Origin of the sequence: Robertmurraya mesotrionivorans (genome assembly GCF_050971805.1) — a bacterium.
Classification (GTDB): domain Bacteria; phylum Bacillota; class Bacilli; order Bacillales; family Cytobacillaceae; genus Robertmurraya_A.
This window is the reverse complement of sequence record NZ_JBPCCH010000004.1, coordinates 351,085-374,739: the sequence shown is the minus strand read 5'-3', so window position 1 is coordinate 374,739 and position 23,655 is coordinate 351,085. Positions and strand designations below refer to the sequence as shown.

Annotated in this window: 21 protein-coding genes; 1 reads left to right on the top strand and 20 read right to left on the bottom strand. The window is 38.1% G+C overall.

What is annotated here, in order from left to right; genetic code table 11:
• Positions 1 to 127: 127 nt before the first annotated feature.
• Complete coding sequence (locus tag ACRX5O_RS10195) at positions 128 to 967, bottom strand: sugar phosphate isomerase/epimerase family protein (RefSeq protein ID WP_433905839.1); 840 nt, start codon at positions 965 to 967, stop codon at positions 128 to 130.
• Between the two features lie 512 nt (positions 968 to 1,479).
• Between ACRX5O_RS10195 and ACRX5O_RS10190 the strand changes: the two genes are divergently transcribed.
• Entirely contained in the window at positions 1,480 to 1,788 is a 309-nt protein-coding gene (locus tag ACRX5O_RS10190; RefSeq protein ID WP_433905838.1) for a hypothetical protein, read from the top strand.
• A gap of 47 nt (positions 1,789 to 1,835) precedes the next feature.
• Here the strand turns inward: ACRX5O_RS10190 and ACRX5O_RS10185 are convergent, their stop codons facing one another.
• From ACRX5O_RS10185 to ACRX5O_RS10095, 19 genes are all read right to left on the bottom strand, one after another.
• Positions 1,836 to 2,372, bottom strand: a complete 537-nt coding sequence (locus ACRX5O_RS10185) for a D-glycero-alpha-D-manno-heptose-1,7-bisphosphate 7-phosphatase (protein WP_433905837.1) — start codon at positions 2,370 to 2,372, stop codon at positions 1,836 to 1,838.
• 175 nt (positions 2,373 to 2,547) lie between these two features.
• A complete protein-coding gene (locus tag ACRX5O_RS10180; RefSeq protein WP_433905836.1) occupies positions 2,548 to 2,832 on the bottom strand; it encodes a PTS sugar transporter subunit IIB in 285 nt (94 codons plus the stop codon).
• A gap of 6 nt (positions 2,833 to 2,838) precedes the next feature.
• Positions 2,839 to 3,513 (bottom strand): L-ribulose-5-phosphate 4-epimerase, encoded by a 675-nt coding sequence (locus ACRX5O_RS10175; protein WP_433905835.1) that lies wholly within the window; start codon positions 3,511 to 3,513, stop codon positions 2,839 to 2,841.
• A 32-nt stretch (positions 3,514 to 3,545) separates the two neighbouring features.
• On the bottom strand, positions 3,546 to 4,904 hold the full coding sequence (locus ACRX5O_RS10170) for a PTS galactitol transporter subunit IIC (RefSeq protein WP_433905834.1): 1,359 nt from the start codon (positions 4,902 to 4,904) through the stop codon (positions 3,546 to 3,548).
• A gap of 28 nt (positions 4,905 to 4,932) precedes the next feature.
• Positions 4,933 to 5,436 (bottom strand): PTS sugar transporter subunit IIA, encoded by a 504-nt coding sequence (locus ACRX5O_RS10165; RefSeq protein WP_433905833.1) that lies wholly within the window; start codon positions 5,434 to 5,436, stop codon positions 4,933 to 4,935.
• Positions 5,408 to 7,450, bottom strand: a complete 2,043-nt coding sequence (locus ACRX5O_RS10160; RefSeq protein ID WP_433905832.1) for a BglG family transcription antiterminator — start codon at positions 7,448 to 7,450, stop codon at positions 5,408 to 5,410. The genes ACRX5O_RS10165 and ACRX5O_RS10160 overlap by 29 nt, the downstream gene beginning before the upstream one ends.
• A 295-nt stretch (positions 7,451 to 7,745) precedes the next feature.
• Complete coding sequence (gene ppdK, locus ACRX5O_RS10155) at positions 7,746 to 10,415, bottom strand: pyruvate, phosphate dikinase (protein ID WP_433905831.1); 2,670 nt, start codon at positions 10,413 to 10,415, stop codon at positions 7,746 to 7,748.
• A gap of 4 nt (positions 10,416 to 10,419) precedes the next feature.
• Positions 10,420 to 11,235 carry a pyruvate, water dikinase regulatory protein gene (locus tag ACRX5O_RS10150; RefSeq protein ID WP_433905830.1) on the bottom strand — a complete coding sequence of 272 codons (816 nt, stop codon included), beginning with the start codon at positions 11,233 to 11,235 and terminating at the stop codon, positions 10,420 to 10,422.
• Positions 11,236 to 12,190: 955 nt separating this feature from the next.
• Positions 12,191 to 13,150, bottom strand: coding sequence for a sugar-binding transcriptional regulator (locus ACRX5O_RS10145; protein ID WP_433905876.1), 960 nt, complete (start codon positions 13,148 to 13,150; stop codon positions 12,191 to 12,193).
• Between the two features lie 188 nt (positions 13,151 to 13,338).
• Entirely contained in the window at positions 13,339 to 14,748 is a 1,410-nt protein-coding gene (lpdA, locus tag ACRX5O_RS10140; RefSeq protein WP_433905829.1) for a dihydrolipoyl dehydrogenase, read from the bottom strand.
• A 13-nt stretch (positions 14,749 to 14,761) separates the two neighbouring features.
• Positions 14,762 to 16,111 (bottom strand): dihydrolipoamide acetyltransferase family protein, encoded by a 1,350-nt coding sequence (locus ACRX5O_RS10135; RefSeq protein WP_433905828.1) that lies wholly within the window; start codon positions 16,109 to 16,111, stop codon positions 14,762 to 14,764.
• 14 nt (positions 16,112 to 16,125) lie between these two features.
• Complete coding sequence (locus tag ACRX5O_RS10130) at positions 16,126 to 17,115, bottom strand: alpha-ketoacid dehydrogenase subunit beta (RefSeq protein WP_433905827.1); 990 nt, start codon at positions 17,113 to 17,115, stop codon at positions 16,126 to 16,128.
• Between the two features lie 17 nt (positions 17,116 to 17,132).
• Complete coding sequence (locus tag ACRX5O_RS10125) at positions 17,133 to 18,116, bottom strand: thiamine pyrophosphate-dependent dehydrogenase E1 component subunit alpha (RefSeq protein WP_433905875.1); 984 nt, start codon at positions 18,114 to 18,116, stop codon at positions 17,133 to 17,135.
• Positions 18,117 to 18,343: 227 nt separating this feature from the next.
• Entirely contained in the window at positions 18,344 to 18,700 is a 357-nt protein-coding gene (locus ACRX5O_RS10120; protein WP_433905826.1) for a PTS glucitol/sorbitol transporter subunit IIA, read from the bottom strand.
• A gap of 30 nt (positions 18,701 to 18,730) precedes the next feature.
• Positions 18,731 to 20,008, bottom strand: coding sequence for an NAD(P)H-dependent oxidoreductase (locus tag ACRX5O_RS10115; RefSeq protein WP_433905825.1), 1,278 nt, complete (start codon positions 20,006 to 20,008; stop codon positions 18,731 to 18,733).
• Positions 20,009 to 20,376: 368 nt separating this feature from the next.
• Complete coding sequence (locus tag ACRX5O_RS10110) at positions 20,377 to 21,315, bottom strand: sugar-binding transcriptional regulator (protein ID WP_433905824.1); 939 nt, start codon at positions 21,313 to 21,315, stop codon at positions 20,377 to 20,379.
• Positions 21,316 to 21,363: 48 nt separating this feature from the next.
• Positions 21,364 to 22,383, bottom strand: coding sequence for a PTS glucitol/sorbitol transporter subunit IIB (gene srlE, locus ACRX5O_RS10105; RefSeq protein WP_119709617.1), 1,020 nt, complete (start codon positions 22,381 to 22,383; stop codon positions 21,364 to 21,366).
• A 16-nt stretch (positions 22,384 to 22,399) separates the two neighbouring features.
• Positions 22,400 to 22,930 carry a PTS glucitol/sorbitol transporter subunit IIC gene (srlA, locus tag ACRX5O_RS10100; protein WP_433905823.1) on the bottom strand — a complete coding sequence of 177 codons (531 nt, stop codon included), beginning with the start codon at positions 22,928 to 22,930 and terminating at the stop codon, positions 22,400 to 22,402.
• A 16-nt stretch (positions 22,931 to 22,946) separates the two neighbouring features.
• Entirely contained in the window at positions 22,947 to 23,372 is a 426-nt protein-coding gene (locus tag ACRX5O_RS10095; RefSeq protein ID WP_433905822.1) for a transcriptional regulator GutM, read from the bottom strand.
• Positions 23,373 to 23,655: the final 283 nt, after the last annotated feature.

The window sequence follows — 23,655 nt, the reverse complement described above, 5'->3', positions numbered from 1 at the left end:
GTAGGACGTAAGCTTTCATTTCCGTTTCCCCTTTTTTTTGGAAATTAAGCTTTCACCCACAATGTCTACTAAAATTACAATCTAGTATTTTTGCTTCCTAATTGAGGTCCTTTACTTTAGAAGGAAATCATTTAACTTCCAATCGGTCATACCCCTTTAGTATCGGTTCCAATTTAGCCTGAACATACTTACCAATATCTAAAATGGTTTTGTGTGGATTTGTTGCTGCTTCTTCAGTTTCCTCTTCCACCATAATCCACCCCGTGTAATTTGCATTGTATAAGATCTCGGTCATTTGGATAAAATCAATATCTCCCGTACCCATCTTTCTCCACTCATAAGTATTGGAGCAATCTTTAATATGAACATGTTTTATTATAGAAAGATTATCCCTTACTATATCAACTGGGTTCATTCCTCCAGCTTTAATATGTCCTGCATCAGGAGTATATCCCAAGTATCTTCTATCTATTAGGTCAAACATTACATCATAGTCTTCTTTTATTCTGAAATATGAGGTCTTAGGTGACGCAGGGTGAAAGGATGCATTTACCCCACTCTCAAACGCCCGTTTTCCAAGAGCATTTGCACAATTAATTATTTCCTTTTGTCTCTTTAATAAATGTTCTCTGTTCGGACCAACCCTTGCTGGAACATTCATGATAGCTCCAGGGAAATGTTTAAGAAAGTTTATGTAATAATCAGCATGTGCTTTTTCCTCAATAGATTCACTTTCTCCTGCCCATGTAAACGGAACAGTAAGTGCTGATAGTTCTAATCCTCTTTTAGCTAGTTCTTCTTTTAATTTTACTGGTTGGTTTTTATACTTTCCCAACAATGCAACCTGTACATCGATTCCTTTAAAACCAGCTTCCTTTACGGTATCCATGATTTGATCAAGGTAATTACATTCTTTATCATAATCTAGCTCCCAAGTTGATCCATGACATCCAAAACTAATTGCCATCCCAAACCCTCCTTATAAACTAGCAAAATTCTGATAGTTAAAAATAATTAAACTGTAAACGTTTGCAACTCCTTTTTTTCTAATTTTATCATTTATTTTCACACTGTCAATAAAAAATAACAATAAATAAAACGCTTTTTCAATAATTTTCACTTAATACAAAAGTAAATGAACAAAAATGAAAACAAAAATTAAATAAAAAAGTAAATCATTTACAAATGGTGATACTGTTAATGGGTTTATTCCTAAGAATATAACAAAACAAAGGTATGAATTATTTCACTGTTAAAGATGGGTATGTCTTTCTCTACCATGTTTTCATTTTAGATATAAAGCGTTTCCACTTATACTTATCATTTTTTCGTTTCACAGCGGAAAAAGATTTATATCAATAGTAGTGGTTTTATTAGGGTATTAATATGGTAGTGATACCTCGTTAATTACCCTTCAAAGTTATAAACACCCTATGATATGTCAATAACTAAGACATAATCATAAGGAGTTGGAGTACTATGATCCACAAATTAAATAAACTAGGTGATACCGATAATAATTGGTCCAATCTCAAAATGGTTGGAATTAGCACAGAAGAGCACTATCAATGGTTATGGGAGGTTTATCTTCATTACGGAGAAGTAAAACGTATACTAAGTTCAAAAAGAGCGGTTGGTATGTATGGAGGAAGAGAAGCAGCTTGGAATTCTATTGGTTATACACCTCCTGAAATCGAGGAATATATTAGTAATCTAGGTAAAATGATCGGACAATTGTATATTTCCACAAAGGATATAGAAAACCAACACATTTCAGATATTTCATAACAAAAGAAAATTGGCCCCATCTCAAAAGAGTTGGGGCATTGTATTTATCAAGATTTTATAGCATCTTCAATAATCCAGTCAGATGCACTTAATAAATCAGGAAATACAGCATCAGCTAATGGGTCACTGTCTCCAAGAAAAACCCCTTTTGTTCCTACTTTCTTCCCTGCTTGGATGTCTGTGTCCGTATCACCGACCATATAAGACTGCGCTAGGTCAATCTGATATTTTTCGGCTAAGTCACTAATCATTTGGGAGCCAGGTTTTCTGCATTCACATCCCGCTTTTGGTTTATGAGGGCAGTAGGCCACATCTTTGATGACTGCCCCCTCCTTTTTAAGTTCACCTATCATGTGTTCATGAATCGTTTCCAGTTGATTCACTTTCATGAACCCTAATCCGACTCCCCCTTGATTAGTCACAACAAAAATGTTGTCCCCAAAGACTTCATTTAATTTTCGAATAGCCTCTGGAACACCAGGTAAGAAATATAATTCCGATGGCTTGTTTACGAATTTCACCCTTTTAGTCAACACCTCGTTTATTACGCCATCTCTATCTAAAAATACCGCTCGGTTACCCACATTTTTACCCCCTCAGTTTATTTATTTTAATCATGTACATATTGACGTAATACTATAACCACCCTTCGGCATGGATAAAAATAGAAAACACCCCAGTTGTTAGTTTTTAAAGTCTAACAACTGAGGTGCTTCTAACGTATCTTAATAATTTTTTACGAATTCACCGAGATTTAAATTATGCAAGAATTTGTGTTTTGATTTTTTCAAACATCTCTTCTTTGCCCATTCCTGTGAGTAATGGAACCCCATCGATAATCCTACTCTTTATATTATCAGGTACTAACGTAGTCGACACAATAATATCGTATTCATCGATACGGCTTAGTTCCTCACTGATCTTTGATTGATATAGCTTCACCTTATTTTGAAGGCCATTTTCTTCTAACCATGTCTTTACCTTACCTGTTACAATAGTAGATGTTGCAATACCTGTTCCACACATAATCAATAATTTTTTCATTTCCTATCACCCTTTTTTCATAGTTTGATTTTCTTCGTTTTGTCCATAACTAGTGCTATAAAAATGGTTACACTGCCTAATCACTTCTTTGCTAAGCGGTAGGAGATCTGGTTCATGTAAGGTAGCATAATGTGCATATTCTGCTGTTTCCTCTAAAATGACAGCAGCCTTTAATGCATGCTCAATATCTTTTCCAACAGTAAATACTCCATGGCTTCGAAGTAACACAGCAGGTGAATCACAGATATGGTCTATAATCTGCTTTCCTATATCTTCTTCACCAATTGCAGCATATTCAGAACAAGGGACCCGATTTTTAAACAAATTAGCTGCTGTTGTCGTGTATGAAGGTATATCTAGCCCACGTATCGCAAAGCTTGTTGCAAACGGAGAATGCGTGTGTACTACACTATGAATATCATCACGATGTCGGTAGACATATAAATGACTTGCCATATCTACTGACGGTTTTAATCTTCCCTCAATGACATTTCCATCTAAATCAACAATGACCATATCCTCTGGCTTTAACACATCAAAGTGGACCCCACTTGGTTTGATAACTACCCTATTACTCTCATAATCTCGATAGCTTACATTTCCACTGGTCCATTTGACAAGCTGCAACTCCTTTAATGCTTTATTCGCGTCACATACTAGCTGTTTCCAAATCTCCAACATTGTACATCACCTTCAGTCACATAAAGATTTCATTATAAACTGGCACCAACGTCATCGTTTAATTTTGCTTCTCGCTTAGGTTTAATTTTATTTATATAAATTAAACCTGCTAAGGCAACAACGCCTATGATCGTAATTCCACCCCAGCTAAGAAACTGTGCTAATCCTACAAAAATAAATGTCGTCCAGACAGCCCCATCAACGAGTGCAGAAATACTAGAATTCCCTGCCATATCAAATTTCGCAGCCAAAGCAGCATCGGTGATTAATGGTGCCGCCCATGAAGCTATTAACAATCCAACCGCCATATAAATAGTTCCTGCAACGACCGTTCTAATAATATTCCCTCTGAAAACTGGTGTCATCAAACAAACTAAGAATGGAATAGTCGCTAAGTCACCAAATGGCAATACTTTGTTCCCTGGTAAAATGACAGCTAAAAACAAGGTGATTGGTACAATAATTAATGATGCTGATAAAACAGCCGGATGCCCTACCGATAAGGCACTATCCATTCCAATGTAAAGATCTCTTCCTGGCATCCGTCTCTTAACAAATTCACTAGCAGCTTCCGAAATAGGTGAAAGCCCTTCCATAAGTAAAGATACCATTCGAGGCATTAACATCATAACTGCTCCTGTTTGAACAGCAAGTTGCATTACTTCACTCACACTGTAACCTGCCAAGAAACCAATCACAACCCCAATTAACACTCCCATTACTGTTGAGTCCCCGAAAATGCCAATTTTCTTTTGAATGGTTTCAGGATTAGCTTCTAATTTATTAAAACCAGGTATTCTATCAAAGACCCAATTTAACGGTTTCGCTACTAAATAAGACGGAGCAGATGCACCATGCGGAAATGTAATCTTTGGAAAACCATAAAATTTCTGTACATCCTTTGCAATTAAATCACCTAAGAAGAAGATCACAACTAAATGGATGGCAATAGTATATAGACCAAGTGCAAAGTTTCCAGTTAGAGCGTAAACTAGTGATCCCGTAAAGGCACAGTGCCAATAATCCCAAATATCAACGTCCAATGTTTTTGTTAACCCTGTAATCAATAGGACTACATTAATACCGATACCTAATGGAATCGCTAAACTTCCTAAAGCTGTACCATAGGAAATGGCTGCTGCGGCAGGCCAACCAACATCAATCGTACCTAGTTGAAAACCAAAATTATCAACCATTGCTTTCGAAGCTGGCCCTAAACTGTTTGTTAACAAGCCAATGACAAGGTTCAAACCAACGAATCCAATTCCAACAGTTAATCCCGCTTTAAAGGCCTTTGCTGGTTTGGTTCCTAGGATAATTCCAAAGATAAACAGTAGAATAGGTAGCATAACACTTGCACCAAGATCAACGAACCATTGTAGAACCGCCATAAAAATCCCCCTTATTCAATGATATTTTTTACTCTAGTCCAACCTTATTTAATAATTGCTCTAAACCTTCCTGACTCTTGCACTCAGCAAAATCCTTTAATAATTCTTGGTCTTGAAAGATCTCCATTAACCGCTGTAACATCGTTAACTGATCCTCGGATTTTTTTAATGCAAGCATAAAAATTAATGAAACATCAACCTCTTCGTCTCCATTTCCCATCAGACGGAATTTGACGGGTTTTTTTAACGAGGCAAAAGCAATCTGTGGTGTGATGACTTTATCAGCATCTGTATGGGGAATTGCTACCCCAAGTGTCCCGACTGCCAGGCCGGTTGGAAAAGTATCTTCTCTTTCCAAAACACCTTTCTCAAAAGTTGAGGAAACTAAGTTCGCTTCATATAAAGATAAGGCCATTTTCCTAATTGCATCTGAACGATCACTTGCTTCTAAATTAATAAACGTAATATTTTTATCAAAAAACATGGTTTTTCCCCCTACTGTCTCAACTTCCGTTGATAATAAGCCACGCATCAGATACCTCCTTTGAGTCTAGTAATTTAGACATTTTTTCATTGTCTTCAGCAAGATCGGCCAATTGGAAGAGTGCCTTTAAATGGCGATTCGGGTTATAAATAGCGAGCGGTGTAACAATGGATACCTTCTGTCCATTAGCGAACTCTACCGGATTCTTTAATATAAGCATCGCAAATGCGTCAGCTAGCACTCCTTTTTCCGTTGCCGCATGCGGAATTGCCATGTTTTCACCTAAAAAACTGTATATCTGCTGATGATCATTATCCTCAATTAAAGTGGTCACATAAGATGATTTGATGATATTGTTTATTACTAAAGGCTCGCATGCGATTCTAATTGCCTCTTGCCAATTTTCAACTTTGTCTCTATATTGGATAAAATCACAAGGTAAAAATTGCCTTAAACCATACGATATAACATCACAATCCTTTACATCCCTCTTCTGACTTTCTTGAAATAAGCTGGACAACGCAGTCATCAAGGCGGTCTCATCTGTTATTATTGCGTTTTGTTTAATAGTTTCTATTAATTTATTCATATTAATAGTTTCATAGCTTTTTTTATCAATGGTGGTAATGACTTGTTTGCGCAACAATTCTTTTTCATGTAAAGTCATGAGTGGATTAATTAAATACACAGGTTGCGAGGACTGGATTGGAATGGTGCTAAAAATAATCTCGTAATCCTGTTGATACATTTGGAACTGTCTTAGAGATAGACTTTCAGCAAAATAAAACTCTGGAAAGATTTCTTTCAACGTTTGCTTCATTATTTTTGACACAGTCAGACCGTTTGTACAAATAACTACTGCTCTTTTCTTTTTATGAAGTTCTTCCCCCTGTTTAATAAGTTGCCCCGCAAGAAACATTGTAATAAAGGCAATCTCGTCTTTTGGGAATTTCTCTCCTATTAATTTTTCGAGTGGATCAATTGAAACTGAAACCATCTCATGCAACTCCATGTACTCCTCGATTAACTTAATCGAGTAATGTTCTTTTAATGTAAGATGATATTTAATTCGATAGTATGCTGGTCTCATATGAATCATTAATTTATCGAGGATATCCTTTTTATCATCAATAAAGATACACGATTTTTTTTCAAAAAGAGCAAGCATATCCAGGATTGCAATCTTTAATTCGTTTAACCTTTGATCAGTAAGAATATCCGATTGAAGAACATTTGAGGTTAATAATTGGAGCGTTAGCCATATTCTTTCACTCATTGGTAAATCCATACCCTCATTTAAAAGTAGCTCCGTAACTAAGTATTCCTCCGTATCGGCTAACTCCATTAAACCAATGTGAAAATCAGCGTTAAGAAAATGTCCTTGTTCAATCCGAGAAAAAATTAATTCAATAATATAAGGTAATCTTTCGTAGCTTTCATCCGTTAAATGGATATTTAATGAGGTTTCAATAGATTTTACTTTTTCTGTCATTGGAGAAATATCGAATTGTAAAAGCTTCTCAAAGTACTTATTTCCATTAAACAAATTTAAAACGGATTTAACTACTATAATTAATAGTTTACGAATTTGAAATTCATCCCCGACAATTTCATATCCCTCAGATCGGCTATAAACGATGGACAAGGAATACTTTTTAATAAATTCTGATGCCTCTTTGATATCACTTATCCCTGTGTTTTTGCTTACGTTAAAAAGATCAATAATATGAAATAGTGAAACCTCTTCTTTTTTTCCAAGTAAATATAAAATAATTAAAAGTGCACGTTCCTTTTCAGTCGGGATATATTCTTCCAATTGATTAACAGTTGGATGAGGGACTGAAAAATGCTCAAATATCTTTTTATCAATAATAAAGTTACCGTTTCTACTCTTTGTTATCGGCGTTAAATTTCTCGCTTCTAACCAATGATTAATTTTCTCTAATGAGTATGAGATTTGCCTTCGACTAATTTTAAATTTCCCTTCAAGTTCCTTATTTTTTATTTGAGGTGTTCTAATCAATTCATTTAATAAATTTACACTTCGATCATCAAGGAACATCACTTTACCCTCCTTCTGTCTTTATTATAGTTGAGTCACAGAAATAAACGAAAACGTTTTCATAACAACTTTTCTCCTTTACTAACATCATTTTGTGTGCAAGTTTGTGCCGAACCCTTTGCATTTGTTCCTTATCATTACCTTTGTAATAAACTTATCTATTATCGTACATTTTCGTCAATCACTTTAGAGTAAAAAAAGGTTAGAAATTACAGGAAAAGCCTTTTCTAATGGAATTCCAACCCAAATAGTTAACAAAAAAAACGGTACCATTATGGATACCGTCTCATTTGAATTACACTTTAATACAAACTCCCTCTATATTTTGATCATGTCGAATAGTTGCTTGTGCAGCCGCCAATCGTGCAACAGGAACACGGTATGGTGAACAGCTAACATAATTCAGACCAACACGATAGCAAAAGTCGATTGAAGACTTTTCTCCTCCATGTTCACCACATATACCTGCTTTTAAGGAAGGCTTTGTTTCACGTCCAAGCTTTACACCCGTTTCAACTAACTTACCCACACCTTCTTGATCAAGAACCGCAAATGGATTTTCAGGTAGCACTTTATTTTCAATATAAGCTTGCAAGAATTTTCCTTCTGCATCGTCACGACTAAAACCAAATGTTGTTTGTGTTAAATCATTCGTTCCAAATGAGAAGAAATCCGCTTCTTTTGCAATTTGGTCAGCAGTTAAGGCTGCACGCGGAATTTCAATCATTGTTCCAATAGTGTACTTGAACGTTTCCCCTGTTTCTTCTTGAACACGAACGGCTGTATCCACGACTAACTGGCGCATTTTCTTTAACTCGTTAACGTGGCCAACAAGCGGGATCATAATTTCTGGCAGTACTTCCATCCCTTTTCTAGCAAGTGTGACAACTGCATAAAAAATGGCTTTTACCTGCATCTCATAGATTTCTGGATAAGTTATACCAAGTCGGCAGCCACGGTGACCCAACATTGGGTTGAACTCAACTAAATGGGAAACCTTTTTCAGCAGTTGCTCTTTTGCCTTTAATTCAGCTGAATCTGGGTGAGTCATTTGCAACTTTGTCACTTCGACTAAAATTTCTTCTTTATCAGGTAAAAACTCATGAAGAGGTGGGTCTAGTAAGCGAATGGTCACTGGATAGCCCTGCATCGCTTCAAAAATCCCCTCAAAGTCGTTTTGTTGCATTGGCAAAAGCTCTTCAAGCGCTTCCATTCTTTCATTGTAATGTTCAGCTAAAATCATCTTTTGTACGATTGGAATTCTCGCAGAGTCCATAAACATATGTTCAGTCCGGCATAACCCAATACCACCTGCTCCGAATTCAAACGCTTTTCTAGCATCTCCTGGATTATCAGCATTGGCACGAACTCCTAATTTTCTTTCCTGATCTGCCCAAGCTAGTAAAAGTTGGAACTCATCTGATAGCTCAGGGTCTATCATCGGTATTTCACCTAGCATAATTTCACCAGAGGACCCGTCAATAGTAATGATATCACCATAATTTACAATGGTTTTTCCTACAGTAAAATGTTTGGCTTTCAAATTAATTATTAAGGATTCACACCCGCAAATACACGCTTTCCCCATTCCACGTGCAACTACCGCCGCGTGGCTTGTCATTCCACCACGGCTCGTTAAAATCGCTTGGGATGCAACAATGCCATGGATATCATCCGGTGTTGTTTCAGGTCTAACCAGGATCACTTTTTTTCCTTCGTTCGATAATGCCTCGGCCTCATCTGCATCGAAGACAACTTGACCTGTAGCTGCTCCAGGTGACGCAGGTAATCCTTTTGCTAACAATGTCCGCTGATGCTTGTCATCGATGCGACGATGAAGCAACTGGTTTAATTGATCAGGGTCTACACGCATTAAGGCCGTCTTTCTATTAATCAAACCTTCTTCGACCATTTCAACAGCAATTCGAATCGCTGCCTGCGCTGTGCGTTTACCATTACGAGTTTGTAAAATGAACAGCTTCCCTCCTTCTACCGTGAACTCGATATCTTGCATTTCTTTATAATGTTTCTCCAGTAAATTGCATGTTTCTGCAAATTGCTTGAAAACCTCAGGCAGATCTGCCTTTAGAGTTGCAATTGGCTGTGGTGTACGTATACCTGCAACAACGTCTTCGCCTTGGGCATTGATTAAGTATTCACCATAAAGGACCTTTTCACCTGTTGAGGGATTTCTAGTAAAGGCGACACCTGTTCCAGAATCATTTCCCATATTTCCAAACACCATGCTTTGGATGTTAACTGCAGTGCCTAAGTGATCTGGAATTTTATTCAGACGACGGTATACGATGGCACGCTGGTTGTTCCAGGAGTTAAATACGGCATTGATTGCAAGAAAAAGCTGTTCAAATGGGTTCTGAGGAAATTCCTTTTTTGTATGTTTTTTTACAATTTCTTTATAACCATAAATCACCTCTTCCCAATCTTCTGCCGTCAATTCAGGGTCAGAGATATAGCCTTTTTGCTCGCGCAATTCTTCTAAAAATTGCTCAAAATAATAACTATCGATCTCAAGTACGACATTACTAAACATTTGAATAAAACGGCGATATGAATCATAAGCAAAACGCGGGTTATCTGTTAAATTAGCCATACCGATTACTGTTTCATCATTCATTCCAAGGTTTAAAATGGTATCCATCATTCCAGGCATTGAGAAGACTGAACCGGAACGAACAGACACTAGCAAAGGATTTTGTGAGTCACCCAGCTTTTTTCCCATTTTTTCTTCTAAGCAATTTAGAGCTTCTAAGGTTTGCTTTTCTACTATAGTTGGTATTGATTTACCAGATTCATAGTAAGTATTACAAGCTTGAGTTGTAATCGTAAACCCGAATGGAACTGGGAGGCCAATTCTTGTCATTTCCGCTAGGTTTGCACCCTTTCCCCCTAATAAATCCTTCATACTACCATTACCTTCATCAAATAAATATACGAATTTATCCATTTTTTTAAAAGCTCCTTTTCTTTTTTAACACATCTAAAATCAAACCAGCAGTTTCTTCTACTGCTTTATTTGAAACATCAATAATCGGACAGCCAACTCGTTTCATTATTTTTTCAGCATGGTCTAGTTCGCTAAGAATTCGTTCGAAACTGGCATATTTGGCATGAGAGGGGATCCCCATAGCCTTTAGCCGCTCCCTACGAATTTCATTTAATTTATCCGGGGAAATAATCAACCCAATACAATTTTTTCGTGGAACTTCAAACAGTTCATCTGGCGGGTCTATCTCAGGCACCAATGGTACATTCGCTACCTTAAAGCGTTGATGAGCCAGATACATTGATAAAGGTGTTTTTGAAGTTCGCGACACACCGATCAATACGATATCGGCCATTGTCACTCCCCTTGGATCCCGTCCGTCATCGTACTTCACCGCAAATTCAATCGCTTCAATTTTTTTAAAATAGTCCTCATCCAGTTTTCGCATTAAGCCAGGTTGATGATAAGGTTCTTTATTAAATCTAGTAACAAACGCATTCATTAACGGACTAAGTAAATCAATCGCTACTATTCCTTCTTCACTTGCCCTTCTGTCTAAATGATCCTTTAAATACGGAACAACAATGGTATAGGCAATGATAGAATATTCATTCTTTGCTTGCATAATCGCATTATCGATATCTTCAAAGCCGTTTACATATGAATTGCGACGAATTTCTACTAGCCCACCGTTAAATTGTGTTGCCACTGCTTTGACTACAAACTCAGCTGTATCTCCAACAGAGTCCGAAACCACATAAACAACTGCTTTTTGCCCCAAAATAAAGCCACCTCCCCCAAATAAAGACAGTTTTACTTTTTAAATATCCTCAGAATTTACATTTGTTCAGTCGTGTTACATTTGTAAAAAATATTATAATGTTTTGTCTTCTAAGTCAAGAATAAATCATTAATTTTTAGAAAATTAAATCTATTATACAAAAAAAGTATTAACCCTTTAGAGGATTAATACTTTTTTACATATTTCTTAGGTTTTTTAGGACTGCTCATGGTTAGCACCTACAAACATATAAGTCAATTATCTTATATAGTAGAGCATAGGCGTTTGAATCATATAGTTGATACCAAACAGAAGAGTCTATCTTATATTTATATTTATATTTATATCTCAAAACTAGCCGACTACATTATGTTTCAATTTCACTTTGATCACAGAATACTGATTAGAGTGTCATAGCTTTAAGTTTTCACTCTGTTTCCCACTGTTAACTGTACAAATCACTCGGCTTTCTCCAAAATCAATTAATATTTATTGATTTTTTTTAGGGCTTTCCGTGTTTCGTCCACGTATCTCATAAGACGATACGGTTTACTAAGTGCCCTTTTCGGAAACTCCCCGATAAACTTGTTTAAATCATCTTTATATTCTTGTGTTAACCTGGTAGGTTTCGAAATAATACGTTTATATATTTCTTTATATAATTCTCTTTTAGGATTTAAGTGCATATCAATTTTACGATGGCAATTTGTACACTCTGTACTTGAAATTTTATCATTTAAGTACTGAACACAATGAAGTGTTTCATCATGACAACGAGAGCAATATAGGGAGACATCATACTCAGTGATTTTCAAATTAACCTCTCCTTACCATATTTTCCATCAATCATCTTTATTTAGGAATACATTTCGCATTTTTATTATGTTCCCGATGTTGACCATAAATTAATATTATATTATATTCGACTTTTCCACAAAAAGGTACAAGATAGTGTTTAGTGGTTAATTTTTTTTAGAATGGCACTTGCAGTTAATTCATCGGTAATTAAAACATCAATAAATTTCCCTTTTAATGCTCCCAATATACTATCCACTTTATGTTCCCCTTCAACGACGGCAATTACTTTTTTGATACGTTGAAATTCTCCAATGGTAATTCCAATTACTTTGGTATTTAAAGAATTATTGATCGCCTGACCATTTTCATCAAAAAATCGAAAGCCAATATCTCCAATGGTTCCAACCTCACGGAGCTGAATTAAATCATTTTCTTTTAAGTATCCTAATTTCATCAAGGTGGAGTTCTGGAAAGGATTCCCTATACCAACGAGAGCAACATCTACATTCCTACCTCTTTCTAAAACCGTTTGGATATCCTCCATACCCATTAAACGCTCTTTTAGTTCTTCATTTTCAACAATTGCTGGAGCGTATAAATAAGTACAAGTACTGTGAAGCTTTTTTGCTAATTCGTTTGCAAGTTGATTAGCATGAATTTGCACCTGCTTCACACCCATACCACCTTCTAGTGGCACAACCGTAATATCCTCTCTTCGCTCAAAAGGGTATTCTTGAACGAGATATGCCAAAGTTTCCCCCCAGGAGATTCCAATACTCTTAACATCTTTTAAATTGTTAGAGATATAGCTGGCACCTGCCTGACCAACTTCTCTCTTTGCCATTTCAACAGATAATCCGTTATTGGGGACAACAACCGCATCAGCAAGTTCAAAATATTGTTCAAGCTTCCTTTCTAACTCTACCGTGTGCACACTCTCATCCTTTATGTAGACCTTAACAATTCCTTCATCCTTTGCTCTTTGCAGCAACTTAGATATTACAGGTCTCGAAACACCCAATTTTTGGGCAATTTGTGCTTGTGTCCAGCCATCATTGTAATACATACTAGAAACCTTAACTAATTGTCTCTTTTCTTGCCACTCCACTCTAGCCATCTCCTTCAAGGCATCATCGATAAACCAATTTACAAATGTTATGTATATGAACATATTACAACATATCTTTTCTAAAATCATCACACCATATCGCAAAAGTGCCGAGAATAATCATTCTCGGCACTTTTCTGTAACAACTCAATATGATACTTGAATGTTATTTTTATGTTGTTTTGACTAACCAATTACTATACCGCTGATTGTACTGCTTTTTGTTGTTTTCTTAGTTTATTGACCGCATTCACTGCGGCTTCATAGAAGGTTTCTGATATGGTTGGGTGTGGGTGAATCATTTTAGCGGCTTCTTCTATTGTTCCCTCTAAGTACATGAAAGCCGAGGCTTCAGAAATCATTTCCGTTACATGTGAGCCAGCCATAACCACACCAATGATTTCACCGTATTTTTCCTCATAGATAATCTTTGTAAATCCTTCCGGTTCTCCAGCACTCAGTGCTTTCCCACTACCAGCAAAGTCAAATTTTTCTACACGAACATCAATCCCCTGCTTTTTCGCTTCCTCCTCTGACAGGCCAACGGAGGCGATTTCAGGGAGCGTAAAAATACAACGGGGCATGACTTTATAGTCGATAACATCCTTCTGTCCAGCAGCATTATTCGCGGCAACAATTCCTTCCGCACTTGCTGCGTGAGCAAGCTGCCAACCGCCTATAACATCCCCAACTGCAAAAACATTTGCTTGGCTTGTTTCCAACTTATCGTTAACTTTAATGAATGGGCCGTTCTGTTCTAGATTAAGTTCTGTGACTGCGGATAAATTTGGGCGGCGTCCAGTGCTTACGAGTAATGTATCTGCTTGCAATGAAAGCTCTTTTCCCTTTACATCCTCACAAATGACTGTTTTCACACCTTCTGTTTCTTGAACTCGTTGCACTTTTGCACCTGTATGGATGTTGATTCCCTTTTTCTTTAACATCTTTGATAAAAATTTGGAAGCTTCCGCATCCTCTGTAGGGATGATCCGGTCAGCAGCCTCGACGATGCTTACTTGCGCTTTAAGAGATGCAAAAATAGTCGCAAATTCAACTCCAATCACTCCGCCACCAATAATGATTACCGATTTTGGTATCTCTGGAATATCAAAGATCGTATCACTTGTATCAAAATGAACTGTATCCAGCCCTTCAATTGGCGGCACAGCTGGGGTAGACCCTGTTGCAACAATCACTTTTGCCGCCTTAACAGTCTCTTCCTCTTCAAGTGTTTTCACCCTCACTACTCCGCCGGGTAGAACCGATCCATACCCGTTATAAACATCAATTTTCCCCTGCTTCAGTAGAAAGGCAATGCCTCCACGTAGACGCTGAATCACGTCATCTTTTCGCTTTTTCATTTTACTAAAAGAAAAGCTAAGGTCACCGGTTTCGATTCCCCATTCCTTCGCCTTTTCAATTTGCTCGATGACTTCAGAATGTTTTAAATAGGTCTTTGATGGAATACACCCCCGGTTTAGACATGTTCCTCCAAGGAAGTCTGTCTCGATGAGAGCTGTTTTTTTACCAAGCTCCGCAGCATGCAAGGCAGCTACATAACCTCCGGGACCTCCTCCAACCACAACAATATCGTAGGATTTCACCATGTTTTATTCACCCCTATACCAATAACTCAAATGGACTTTCGAGTATTTGCTTTAACTCCGTTAAAAACGCAGCAGCTGGTGCTCCATCCATTGCTCGGTGGTCGAAGGATAGACTAAGCGTCATCATAGGACGAATTTCAAGTGCGCCATTAATAGCCACAGGCTTATCTTGAATTCGACCAACACCAAGAATGGCACTTTCAGGCTGGTTAATAATAGGAGTAAATGCATCAACTGCATACATTCCTAGGTTGCTAATGGTAAATGTAGATCCCTTCATTTGAACTGGCAGTAGTTTATTTTCGCGGGCACGTTTACCAATATCTTTTGCATCTTTTGTTAACTCAGCAAGTCCCTTACTCAGAACATCTTTAATCACTGGAACCATTAATCCGTCCTGGACAGCAACAGCTAGTCCGATATTTACCTGGCTATGCTGAATAATTTCGTCACCGTCAATTGATACATTCACCTGTGGGTGACGAGCCAGTGCTACACCTACAGCTTTTACGAGAATATCAGTAAACGATAATCGGAAGCCTGTTTGCTTTTCAACCACAGGTAGAAGTGCTACACGAAGTTCCTTTACCTTCGACATTTCCACTTCAGTCGTTAACGTTACATGCGGTGCTGTGTAAGCACTCTGTGCCATCCTGTCAGCAATTACTTTTCTCATACCAGTCATTTTTCTGCGCTGTTCTGCTGGTAAAGAAGTGGATGCTGATGTTGCTGAATTAGAAGGATTTGCAGTAACCACATCAGCTTTAACAATTTTCCCATTCACACCGCTACCAGCTACAGAGGATAAGTCCACCTGTTCCGCTAAGGCAATTTTCTTTGCAAGTGGGGTAGCTTTTGATTCTGATGCAGTAGCTTCTAAATGAGCATGCACATCTTTTTTATGCACACGACCATTTGGGCCGCTGCCTTTAATGAATACTAATTCAAGTTTATTTGAGCGTGCCATTTGGCGTGCTGCCGGGGTTGCACGCGGTTTCTCACCTTCTTGAATATTGCTTACTGATACAGGTGCCTCTTGACGTTCGGAAATAACCTCTTCTATTTGTTCCTCTGCTGATGGTTCTTCCCCAGCAATCCCTGGTGAACTGTCAGGTACCTTTTCTCCTTCTTTGCCAATGTAACCAATAATTTGATTGACTGGTACTTCAGCGTCGACATCAAAATATTTTTTTAATAACACACCTTCATCGTAAGCCTCTACTTCGATATTGATTTTGTCTGTCATAATTTCAAAAAGTGGTTCACCGATTTCAACGGTTTCCCCTTCTTCTTTAAACCACTGAAGGAGGGTACCGACTTCCATCGTGCTGCTTAGTTTCGGCATAAATATTTCTTTTGCCATTTTGCCCCTCCTCCTTACCTGTTCTTAACGGTTTCTTTGACAGCTTCAATAATATCTGGAACTTGCGGAATGGCCGCTTTTTCTAATTTAGGGTTATAAGGAATGGGAACCTCTTTACCGCCGAGGCGCTTTATTGGAGCATCTAAATAGTCAAATGCTTCGCTTTCAGCAACAACACTAACGATTTCTCCACCGAATCCTCCCCGTTGAACAGCTTCATGTACAACAATTAAACGTCCGGTCTTCTTTACAGAATTAATAATAGTTTCTTTATCGAGTGGAACAATGGTACGAGGATCAACTACTTCTACACTGATTCCTTCTTTTTCAAGTTCCACTGCTGCTTCCAGTGCTTTATGGACCATAATTGCCGTAGCTACAATTGTTACATCTGTTCCCTCACGTTTGATATCTGCTTTACCTAATTCAATTTTGTAGGATTCCTCAGGAACATCACCCGTCGTTTTATACAATAGTTTATGTTCGTAGAAAATAACTGGGTTATCATCGTCAATGGCTGCTTTTAACAAACCTTTTACATCATAAGCTGTGGACGGCTGAACGACTTTTAATCCTGGAATATGAGCCATCCAAGCTTCAAGACTTTGTGAATGCTGGGCAGCAGCACCAGTTCCCGAACCAGCTGGTGTTCGTAATACCATTGGTACTTTTCCTTTGCCTCCAAACATATAACGGGTCTTCGCAGCTTGGTTCACCATTTGATCCATAGCGATCGTAATAAAATCAGAAAATTGAAGTTCTAATATAGGACGCATTCCTGTTAATGCCGATCCTATTGCCGCACCAGCAATCGCCGCTTCTGAGATGGGTGTATTACGGACACGTTCAGGACCAAACTCTTCAATCATTCCACGTGTTACACCAAAAGCTCCTCCATAAACACCGATATCTTCACCAAGAATAAATACATCATTGTTTTCCCGCATTTCTAAGCTCATTGCTTCCCTTACTGCTTCTAAATAGGTTATTTGTCTAGTAGCCATATTTTCTACTCCTCTCTTTACGCGTAAACGTCCTCTAGTAAACTATCAAGGGATGGTTCGGGGCTGCTTTCAGCAAATTTCACAGCTTTCTCGATTTCCTGGTTTGCTGCCTCCTGAAGTTGTTTTGCGGTTTCTTCTGTTAATACACCAGCTTCGATTAACGTTTCTTTAAAACGCTTGATTCCGTCTTTTTCTCTCCATTCTTTTTCTTCCTCACGAGTACGATATTTTTTTGCATCGCTCTTAGAGTGACCTTTCCAGCGGTAAGTTTTCATTTCGATTAAAGTTGGGCCGTTGCCACCCCGTGCATGTTCAACTGCTTCATGAACGGTATTCATGATTTCAATCATGTCAAGACCGTCAACCACATGACCAGGGATTCCGTAACCACTAGCACGATCAGCAATATTTTCCACACGAGTCATTTCTTTAACCGGACCTGACATCCCGTATTGGTTGTTTTCACAAATAAAGACAACGGGAAGGTCCCAGATGGCTGCTAGATTCACAGATTCATGGAAACTCCCTTCATTAGATGCACCATCACCGAAGAAACAAAGAACCACATAATCTTCTTTTTTCATTTTCGACGTTAGAGCTGCTCCTACAGCAAGAGGAAGACCCCCACCGACAATTCCATTTGCCCCTAAATTTCCTTTTTCTACATCGGCAATATGCATTGATCCGCCTTTTCCTTTACAATACCCTGTTACCCTACCGAAGAGTTCTGCCATCATCTTGTTAACATCGCCCTCTTTTGAAATACAGTGGCCGTGTCCTCGATGTGTGCTTATGATCTTATCTTTTCTGCCAATGACCGCTATAGAACCGGCCGCAGATGCCTCTTGGCCCACACATAAATGTGTTGTACCGTGGATCATCCCCTTCGCAAAAAACTGGTCAACCTTCTCATCAAAATAACGGATTAACCACATTTCTTTATATAAATCTTTTAATTTCTGTTCTGTAATCATCTCAGGAAGCTTTAATGTTTTAACCATCATTATCTGTTCCTCCTTTTACATTTGTTCTATACTGTTACATTTGTAAACATCATATAATCTATCCTCATTTTAGTCAAGTAAAAAACGCTAATTTTCTGATATTTTTTATTGGACAAAGATTGATACGACAGCATTGGTAACGGTTCCAAATGTGACCGTGAGTTTTAAAAAAGGGAAAAAGGGATCAAGTTTTTATGAAACTAGATCCACCTTTTCCCTCTTGTTTATTTCACTGAAATTACTGTTCCTTCATTAATAGTATTAGGGAAGGAATATGGGGCTGCAAACACTGCTCCAGGCAGAACTTCTTCCATAGGCTCCTGGAAGTAAATGGATACATGCCCTAATTCCTTAAAATTCTTGTTAGCAAGGTCACCTAATGCGGTAATGGTAAAACTCTCTTCACCAAACTGTATCGTACCACCCTGCTTTAATGGCTCCTCTTCTAGATTTTCAAATTCATGAATAACAGCCATTTCTCTTAATTCCTTCGGAGCTTGTGGACCAAATAAAATCAATATTTTATCTTCTTTAAACGTTGATACTAATACCCCAATTTCTTTTACTACTGATTTTGTCATCTTTATCCTCCCATTTGTTCGCTTGTCTCTTTATAATGTCACAAGTGGACGTTGTTCTGTGCTTGTTGGAAAAAGCTGATCTTGAAGAGATCGTAACTTCCAAACGGTTGTATTTGTATCTAATTCCACATCATCTTGAGTTAGGAATTGACCTGTCTTGATATCTCTTTTCGCAACTACTTTCCCACTGATTAAACCAATTGGAATATGGCCGTTTGCCTTCATGTCACGATGTGTTTCAAGGACACCACGCACGCTATAGCCACCAATTCCATCTAAGGTCTCACCTGCTTTAATGTCCCGTTTTGCCACAGCAACGGTTTCAGAAATCGGAGCTCCAAGTGGATGAATAGAAGAATCATGTTCTAATACTGCTTTTGCAATTGTGATTGGAGTTTCTAAACTAGCTAAGTGGTATGGACGATAAAACACATAGTGTGGTCCGTTACCAACTTTTAAATAGCGAAGTTCTTCGTCAACTGGCTCAAGATCACTTTTTACAATGACGAATACTCCTGGTGCTAAACCGTTTACATATTCTACAACGCCGAAGTTATCTAGTACTCCTCCATTTTCCTTTAGGTCTAGTTTATCAGCGACATCTTGAACAGTTGCAGATACACCGTGCATTCCGACTTTATCTGGGACTAAACCAATCGCATTACTTAAAAGATTCATTTCAGCCATAGTTTTTGTTCCATCTTGGAATGCAGCTAGCATATGTGCACTCATGTGCTTTGCCTTGGCTTCTGCTGCAGCTACGTCTGGATTAGATAGCGGGTTGAATGGATTGTTTTTTCCTTTCCCAGCAACCAATACTTCTAATCCCATTGTTTTGGCAAATTCATATAATTCTAGAGTCGCAGCTGGCTCATCCCCTGCAGAGCCTGTGTATACCAATCCAGCATTCGTAAACATTTGATACATAATTGAACCGATTGTTATATCAACTTCTACGTTAAGTAGGACAATATGTTTTTTCGAACGTAAAGCCTCCAGTGATACGTTTGCTCCTACTTCTGGAACACCCGTTGCATCAACAATCACTTCTACATGGTTTGACTGGATAACATCCCTGTAGTCATTCGTTACAACCATTGGATCTTTTCTCGTAGATTGTGAGGAATAATAATCAGCTGCTCTTTGTGCCGCCTGAACATTTACATCACAAACACCTGTTACGATCATACCAGGGATTTTTGAAATTTGTGCAATCATCCCAAAACCCATTTGCCCTGCACCGATTACCCCTACTTTAATTGGTGCATTTTCACGTTCACGTTGTAAAAGCTTAGTGTAAATTGACATGAATAAATTCCTCCCAAAAAATTTAATTAATACGCTTACATTTTCTTTTAGAATAGAAATCTTTTAATTACATTTTTCAGCCATATACAAATGTTATTGATTGTAACAATTCATTCACTTACGTAACATTTGTTACAATGCATATCATTTGTTCCGTACCCTTAGTTTAAGTGCTTGTGTAAGCCCTGTCAAGTCATAATATTCAAATATATCAGATAAAAGGGTAAATTAATGGAGTAGTTGAGGGTTGAAAAGGTTGTTTACGATTGCTGTTTAAGCCACTAAATATATTTGGGGAGTGTAGACCTATTCGACGTATTAAAGCCCAAACTAGAAAAAAGCTGCACAGTTGGAGTGCAGCTCGACTATTATCCTTCTACCAGCGCATTTCCTGTTGCTTCATCTGTAATCAGTACATGAATCAAGCCGCCTTCTAATGCAGCTTTGATGGCTTGAACTTTTTCTAAACCAGAAGCAACCCCTATTACTAAGGGAATCGCTTTCAATTTTTCTAGTTCAATAGCTATCACTCTTTCATTCCATGAATTGTCTACAGGTTTTCCAAATTTATTGATGAAGTTATAGCAAATATCCCCTACAATTTCGTGATCATTAGTGATTTGCTGATGATCTGAACCCATGTATGCTTTAACCATGGTAGAGTCCTCAGGACGTCCTCCAATCCCAACAACTGCGATATTGGATTGTTCTGCTAGATTTAGAGTGCAACGTATGGAAGGCTGGCGAATCAATACTTCCTTCCCTTCCTTTGTATCGACCATTACTGGAACATGGAGCAACTCATACTTGGATTGAAGTGCATTTCCCACTTTGGAAACAATACTATTGGAATGAATATCCACTTGTTCGTTCCCCATTCCCCCCACTAAAGGGACAACCGTAGCAGATGGAAATACCTGCACTGAATTGATTGCCTTAGCAACTTCTTTTAATGTTGTACCCGAAGACATCCCGATGATTTGACCATCCCTAATTACTCTCTGCAAATACTCAGAGGTCGCTTCACCTAATTGTTTTTTTGAAGACTCATGACCTACACTCTCAATACACACTACTTCACGTAAATTATATAGACGCTCAATTTTCCGTTCTAGATTTCTAAACTGATGAATTTGATCATCATGAATGATTATTTCAACAATGCCTTCCTCCCTCGCCTTTGTTAACACCTTTGAAACGAGGGAACGGCTGATTCCTATTTTTTCTGCAATTTCCGACTGAGTCGCTCCTTCGTCATAATACATTTGTGCGACTTTCACTAGAATCCTTCTATCTTGAATAACCATAGCGATCCTCTTCTTTCATAACATACTGCCCTTACAAAAACCAAAATTTTAATACATGCCAAAACTAGCAAAGTAGGCAATTACAACGGATACAATACCTGTGACTAAGCGGCTGTATAATACGGCAGGTACTCCGTAACGCACCGTTTCAGGTTTTGCCTCTCCAAGAGATAAACCAACGGGAATAAAATCACAACCTACCTGGCCGTTGATGGCAAATAGTGCAGGTAAAGCGTATTGTGGTGGAATATTCCCTAATGCGATTTGTGTACCGATTAATACCCCAATAACCTGTGCAATAACTGCCCCTGGACCTAATACTGGTGATAAGAATGGCAGAGTACAGACGATAACGATAACTAGAAGCCCCCACAGAGAACCAGCGAGTGGAGTTAATGCCTGTGCAATCCAATCACCGACACCGGTATAGTTGATAATTCCCATTAACATACTAACGAAGGCCATGAACGGAAGAATATTTTTAATAAGAATATCCATTGTGTCACGTCCAGCCTGATAGAAAGTTCCGGTAACGTTACCGATTCCTTTCGAAAAACGCAGCAAGAGATTATCTTTTTGCTGGCTAGCTACTTCTTTTTTCAACTCGGTATAGCTTTCTTTGAATTTCTCTTTATCTTTTGTATCGAATTTTGGCTCATCCGTTACTTCTTGTGCACCGGCGGACTGACTATAGCCTTCAGCAACCGCAACCTCTTTTGGTGTAACACCTGATACAAAGATATCATCCGTAATATATTTTGAAAGTGGACCTGACGGAGAAGATGGAAGAACATCGACTGTTAAGATACGTTTCATCGGATATACGCCAATCCTTGCTGTACCACCACAGTCAATAATGACACACGCCATTTCTTCTTCTGGATAAGATCCCTTAAACCCATCAACTGCCTCAGCACCAGTCAATTCTGCAATTCTTGCAGCAACGGGATGGATTCCTCCTCCTGTAATTGAAACAATTTTATTCTTCTTTGCATTAGGTTCGATATAAAGTCCAACACCCCAGCCACCTGATCCTTTTGATACAAATACTCCACGATATGTCGTCATCTACAACCTCTCCCTTCTATGCTAAGTCTGCGCCCTCTTTTTTCGCTAAATATTTTGTAATTAATTCTGTCACTATGCCACGAATTAAGATAACAACTACACCGACGATAAAATAGCGGACAGCTAAGTCGGCTACTGGCAGACCTAATTCTTGAATACCGTTTGCAATACCTAAGTATACAAACAGTTCACCTGCATTAGCGTAAGGAAATAACCCTGTTACCGGATGAACGAAAGATACCGCTGAATCATAAAAAGCTGGTTTTTGCTTTTCAGGTAAAAAACGACCGAAAGTATATGCCATCGGGTTTGTTAACATTAGAACTGAAAGAACTGGCATTAGTGTATATCGAAGGATAGTATATTTTGCAGCAAACTGAATGATTCTTGTTACTCTTTCTTCCCCGACGAATTTCATCATTGCATAAGTAAACGTTAATAGTACAACCAGTGTTGGAACAATTCCTGTTACTAGTCCCATAAAAGTTTCGCCACCAGCCTGGAACATCCCGATAAAATGTTCCCCTAACCATTTAATCCATTCCATTTGTTTGACCCCCTTTTTATACTCCCATTGACACTTTGTTCTTAGATATCGTTAACAATGCATTTTCACTCGCTTGTAACAATGCCTTACTATAAGCAGGAAGTTTGTTCTTCCCCTTTTCAGGAATCACATCATTCACATCACTTACAATTTCGCCCACATGTCTACCCTTGTATTTCTCCAACGGCTTGAACTTAGTTAGAACGGATATCCCCTTTAACATGTGACATTCATGTATAATGTAGTTGCGATCAACAACCAAAATGGCAATTGCTCCCGGCTTGAACTTTCCTCGTTCCATCCCTGAGAACATAAAATAACCATTATCGCCTTTGTAAACGCTAACAATTTTATCGATATTTCTCTTGTATTGCTTAATTTGAAAAAACGATAAAAGATACTGAACAATGAGAATCGTACAAAGTATAAAAGCAAGCTGCATAAAATCTCTCCTTTTCCCACTTCATAGTTTAGTAGATTCCTAGGCCTCCTCTCTTATAATAACGCTTTCATTTTACTTTAATTCGCGAACCAGGAACAAATGTTACAACTTATAACTTCAGCGAAGTTGTTTTTACATTTGTTACAGCGTTTAACATTTGTTATAAACTAAGAATAATAAAAAGTCCCTCCACTTGTCAATAATCTATAAAAGTAAAATTCTAATAATTCTGTAAGTGGGTAAATTTTGGTTGGTTATGATATTAAAAAGGAGTTGCCTCAGC

Excerpts from the sequence above, each read along its gene's own strand:
- ACRX5O_RS10195 (WP_433905839.1), bottom strand. The coding sequence starts at position 967 with ATGGCAATTAGTTTTGGATGTCATGGATCAACTTGGGAGCTAGATTAT.
- ACRX5O_RS10190 (WP_433905838.1), top strand. The coding sequence starts at position 1,480 with ATGATCCACAAATTAAATAAACTAGGTGATACCGATAATAATTGGTCC.
- ACRX5O_RS10180 (WP_433905836.1), bottom strand. The coding sequence starts at position 2,832 with ATGAAAAAATTATTGATTATGTGTGGAACAGGTATTGCAACATCTACT.
- ACRX5O_RS10175 (WP_433905835.1), bottom strand. The coding sequence starts at position 3,513 with ATGTTGGAGATTTGGAAACAGCTAGTATGTGACGCGAATAAAGCATTA.
- ACRX5O_RS10170 (WP_433905834.1), bottom strand. The coding sequence starts at position 4,904 with ATGGCGGTTCTACAATGGTTCGTTGATCTTGGTGCAAGTGTTATGCTA.
- ACRX5O_RS10165 (WP_433905833.1), bottom strand. The coding sequence starts at position 5,436 with ATGCGTGGCTTATTATCAACGGAAGTTGAGACAGTAGGGGGAAAAACC.
- ACRX5O_RS10160 (WP_433905832.1), bottom strand. The coding sequence starts at position 7,450 with ATGTTCCTTGATGATCGAAGTGTAAATTTATTAAATGAATTGATTAGA.
- ppdK (WP_433905831.1), bottom strand. The coding sequence starts at position 10,415 with ATGGATAAATTCGTATATTTATTTGATGAAGGTAATGGTAGTATGAAG.
- ACRX5O_RS10145 (WP_433905876.1), bottom strand. The coding sequence starts at position 13,150 with ATGGCTAGAGTGGAGTGGCAAGAAAAGAGACAATTAGTTAAGGTTTCT.
- lpdA (WP_433905829.1), bottom strand. The coding sequence starts at position 14,748 with ATGGTGAAATCCTACGATATTGTTGTGGTTGGAGGAGGTCCCGGAGGT.
- ACRX5O_RS10135 (WP_433905828.1), bottom strand. The coding sequence starts at position 16,111 with ATGGCAAAAGAAATATTTATGCCGAAACTAAGCAGCACGATGGAAGTC.
- ACRX5O_RS10130 (WP_433905827.1), bottom strand. The coding sequence starts at position 17,115 with ATGGCTACTAGACAAATAACCTATTTAGAAGCAGTAAGGGAAGCAATG.
- ACRX5O_RS10125 (WP_433905875.1), bottom strand. The coding sequence starts at position 18,116 with ATGGTTAAAACATTAAAGCTTCCTGAGATGATTACAGAACAGAAATTA.
- ACRX5O_RS10120 (WP_433905826.1), bottom strand. The coding sequence starts at position 18,700 with ATGACAAAATCAGTAGTAAAAGAAATTGGGGTATTAGTATCAACGTTT.
- ACRX5O_RS10115 (WP_433905825.1), bottom strand. The coding sequence starts at position 20,008 with ATGTCAATTTACACTAAGCTTTTACAACGTGAACGTGAAAATGCACCA.
- ACRX5O_RS10110 (WP_433905824.1), bottom strand. The coding sequence starts at position 21,315 with ATGGTTATTCAAGATAGAAGGATTCTAGTGAAAGTCGCACAAATGTAT.
- srlE (WP_119709617.1), bottom strand. The coding sequence starts at position 22,383 with ATGACGACATATCGTGGAGTATTTGTATCAAAAGGATCAGGTGGCTGG.
- srlA (WP_433905823.1), bottom strand. The coding sequence starts at position 22,930 with ATGGAATGGATTAAATGGTTAGGGGAACATTTTATCGGGATGTTCCAG.
- ACRX5O_RS10095 (WP_433905822.1), bottom strand. The coding sequence starts at position 23,372 with ATGCAGCTTGCTTTTATACTTTGTACGATTCTCATTGTTCAGTATCTT.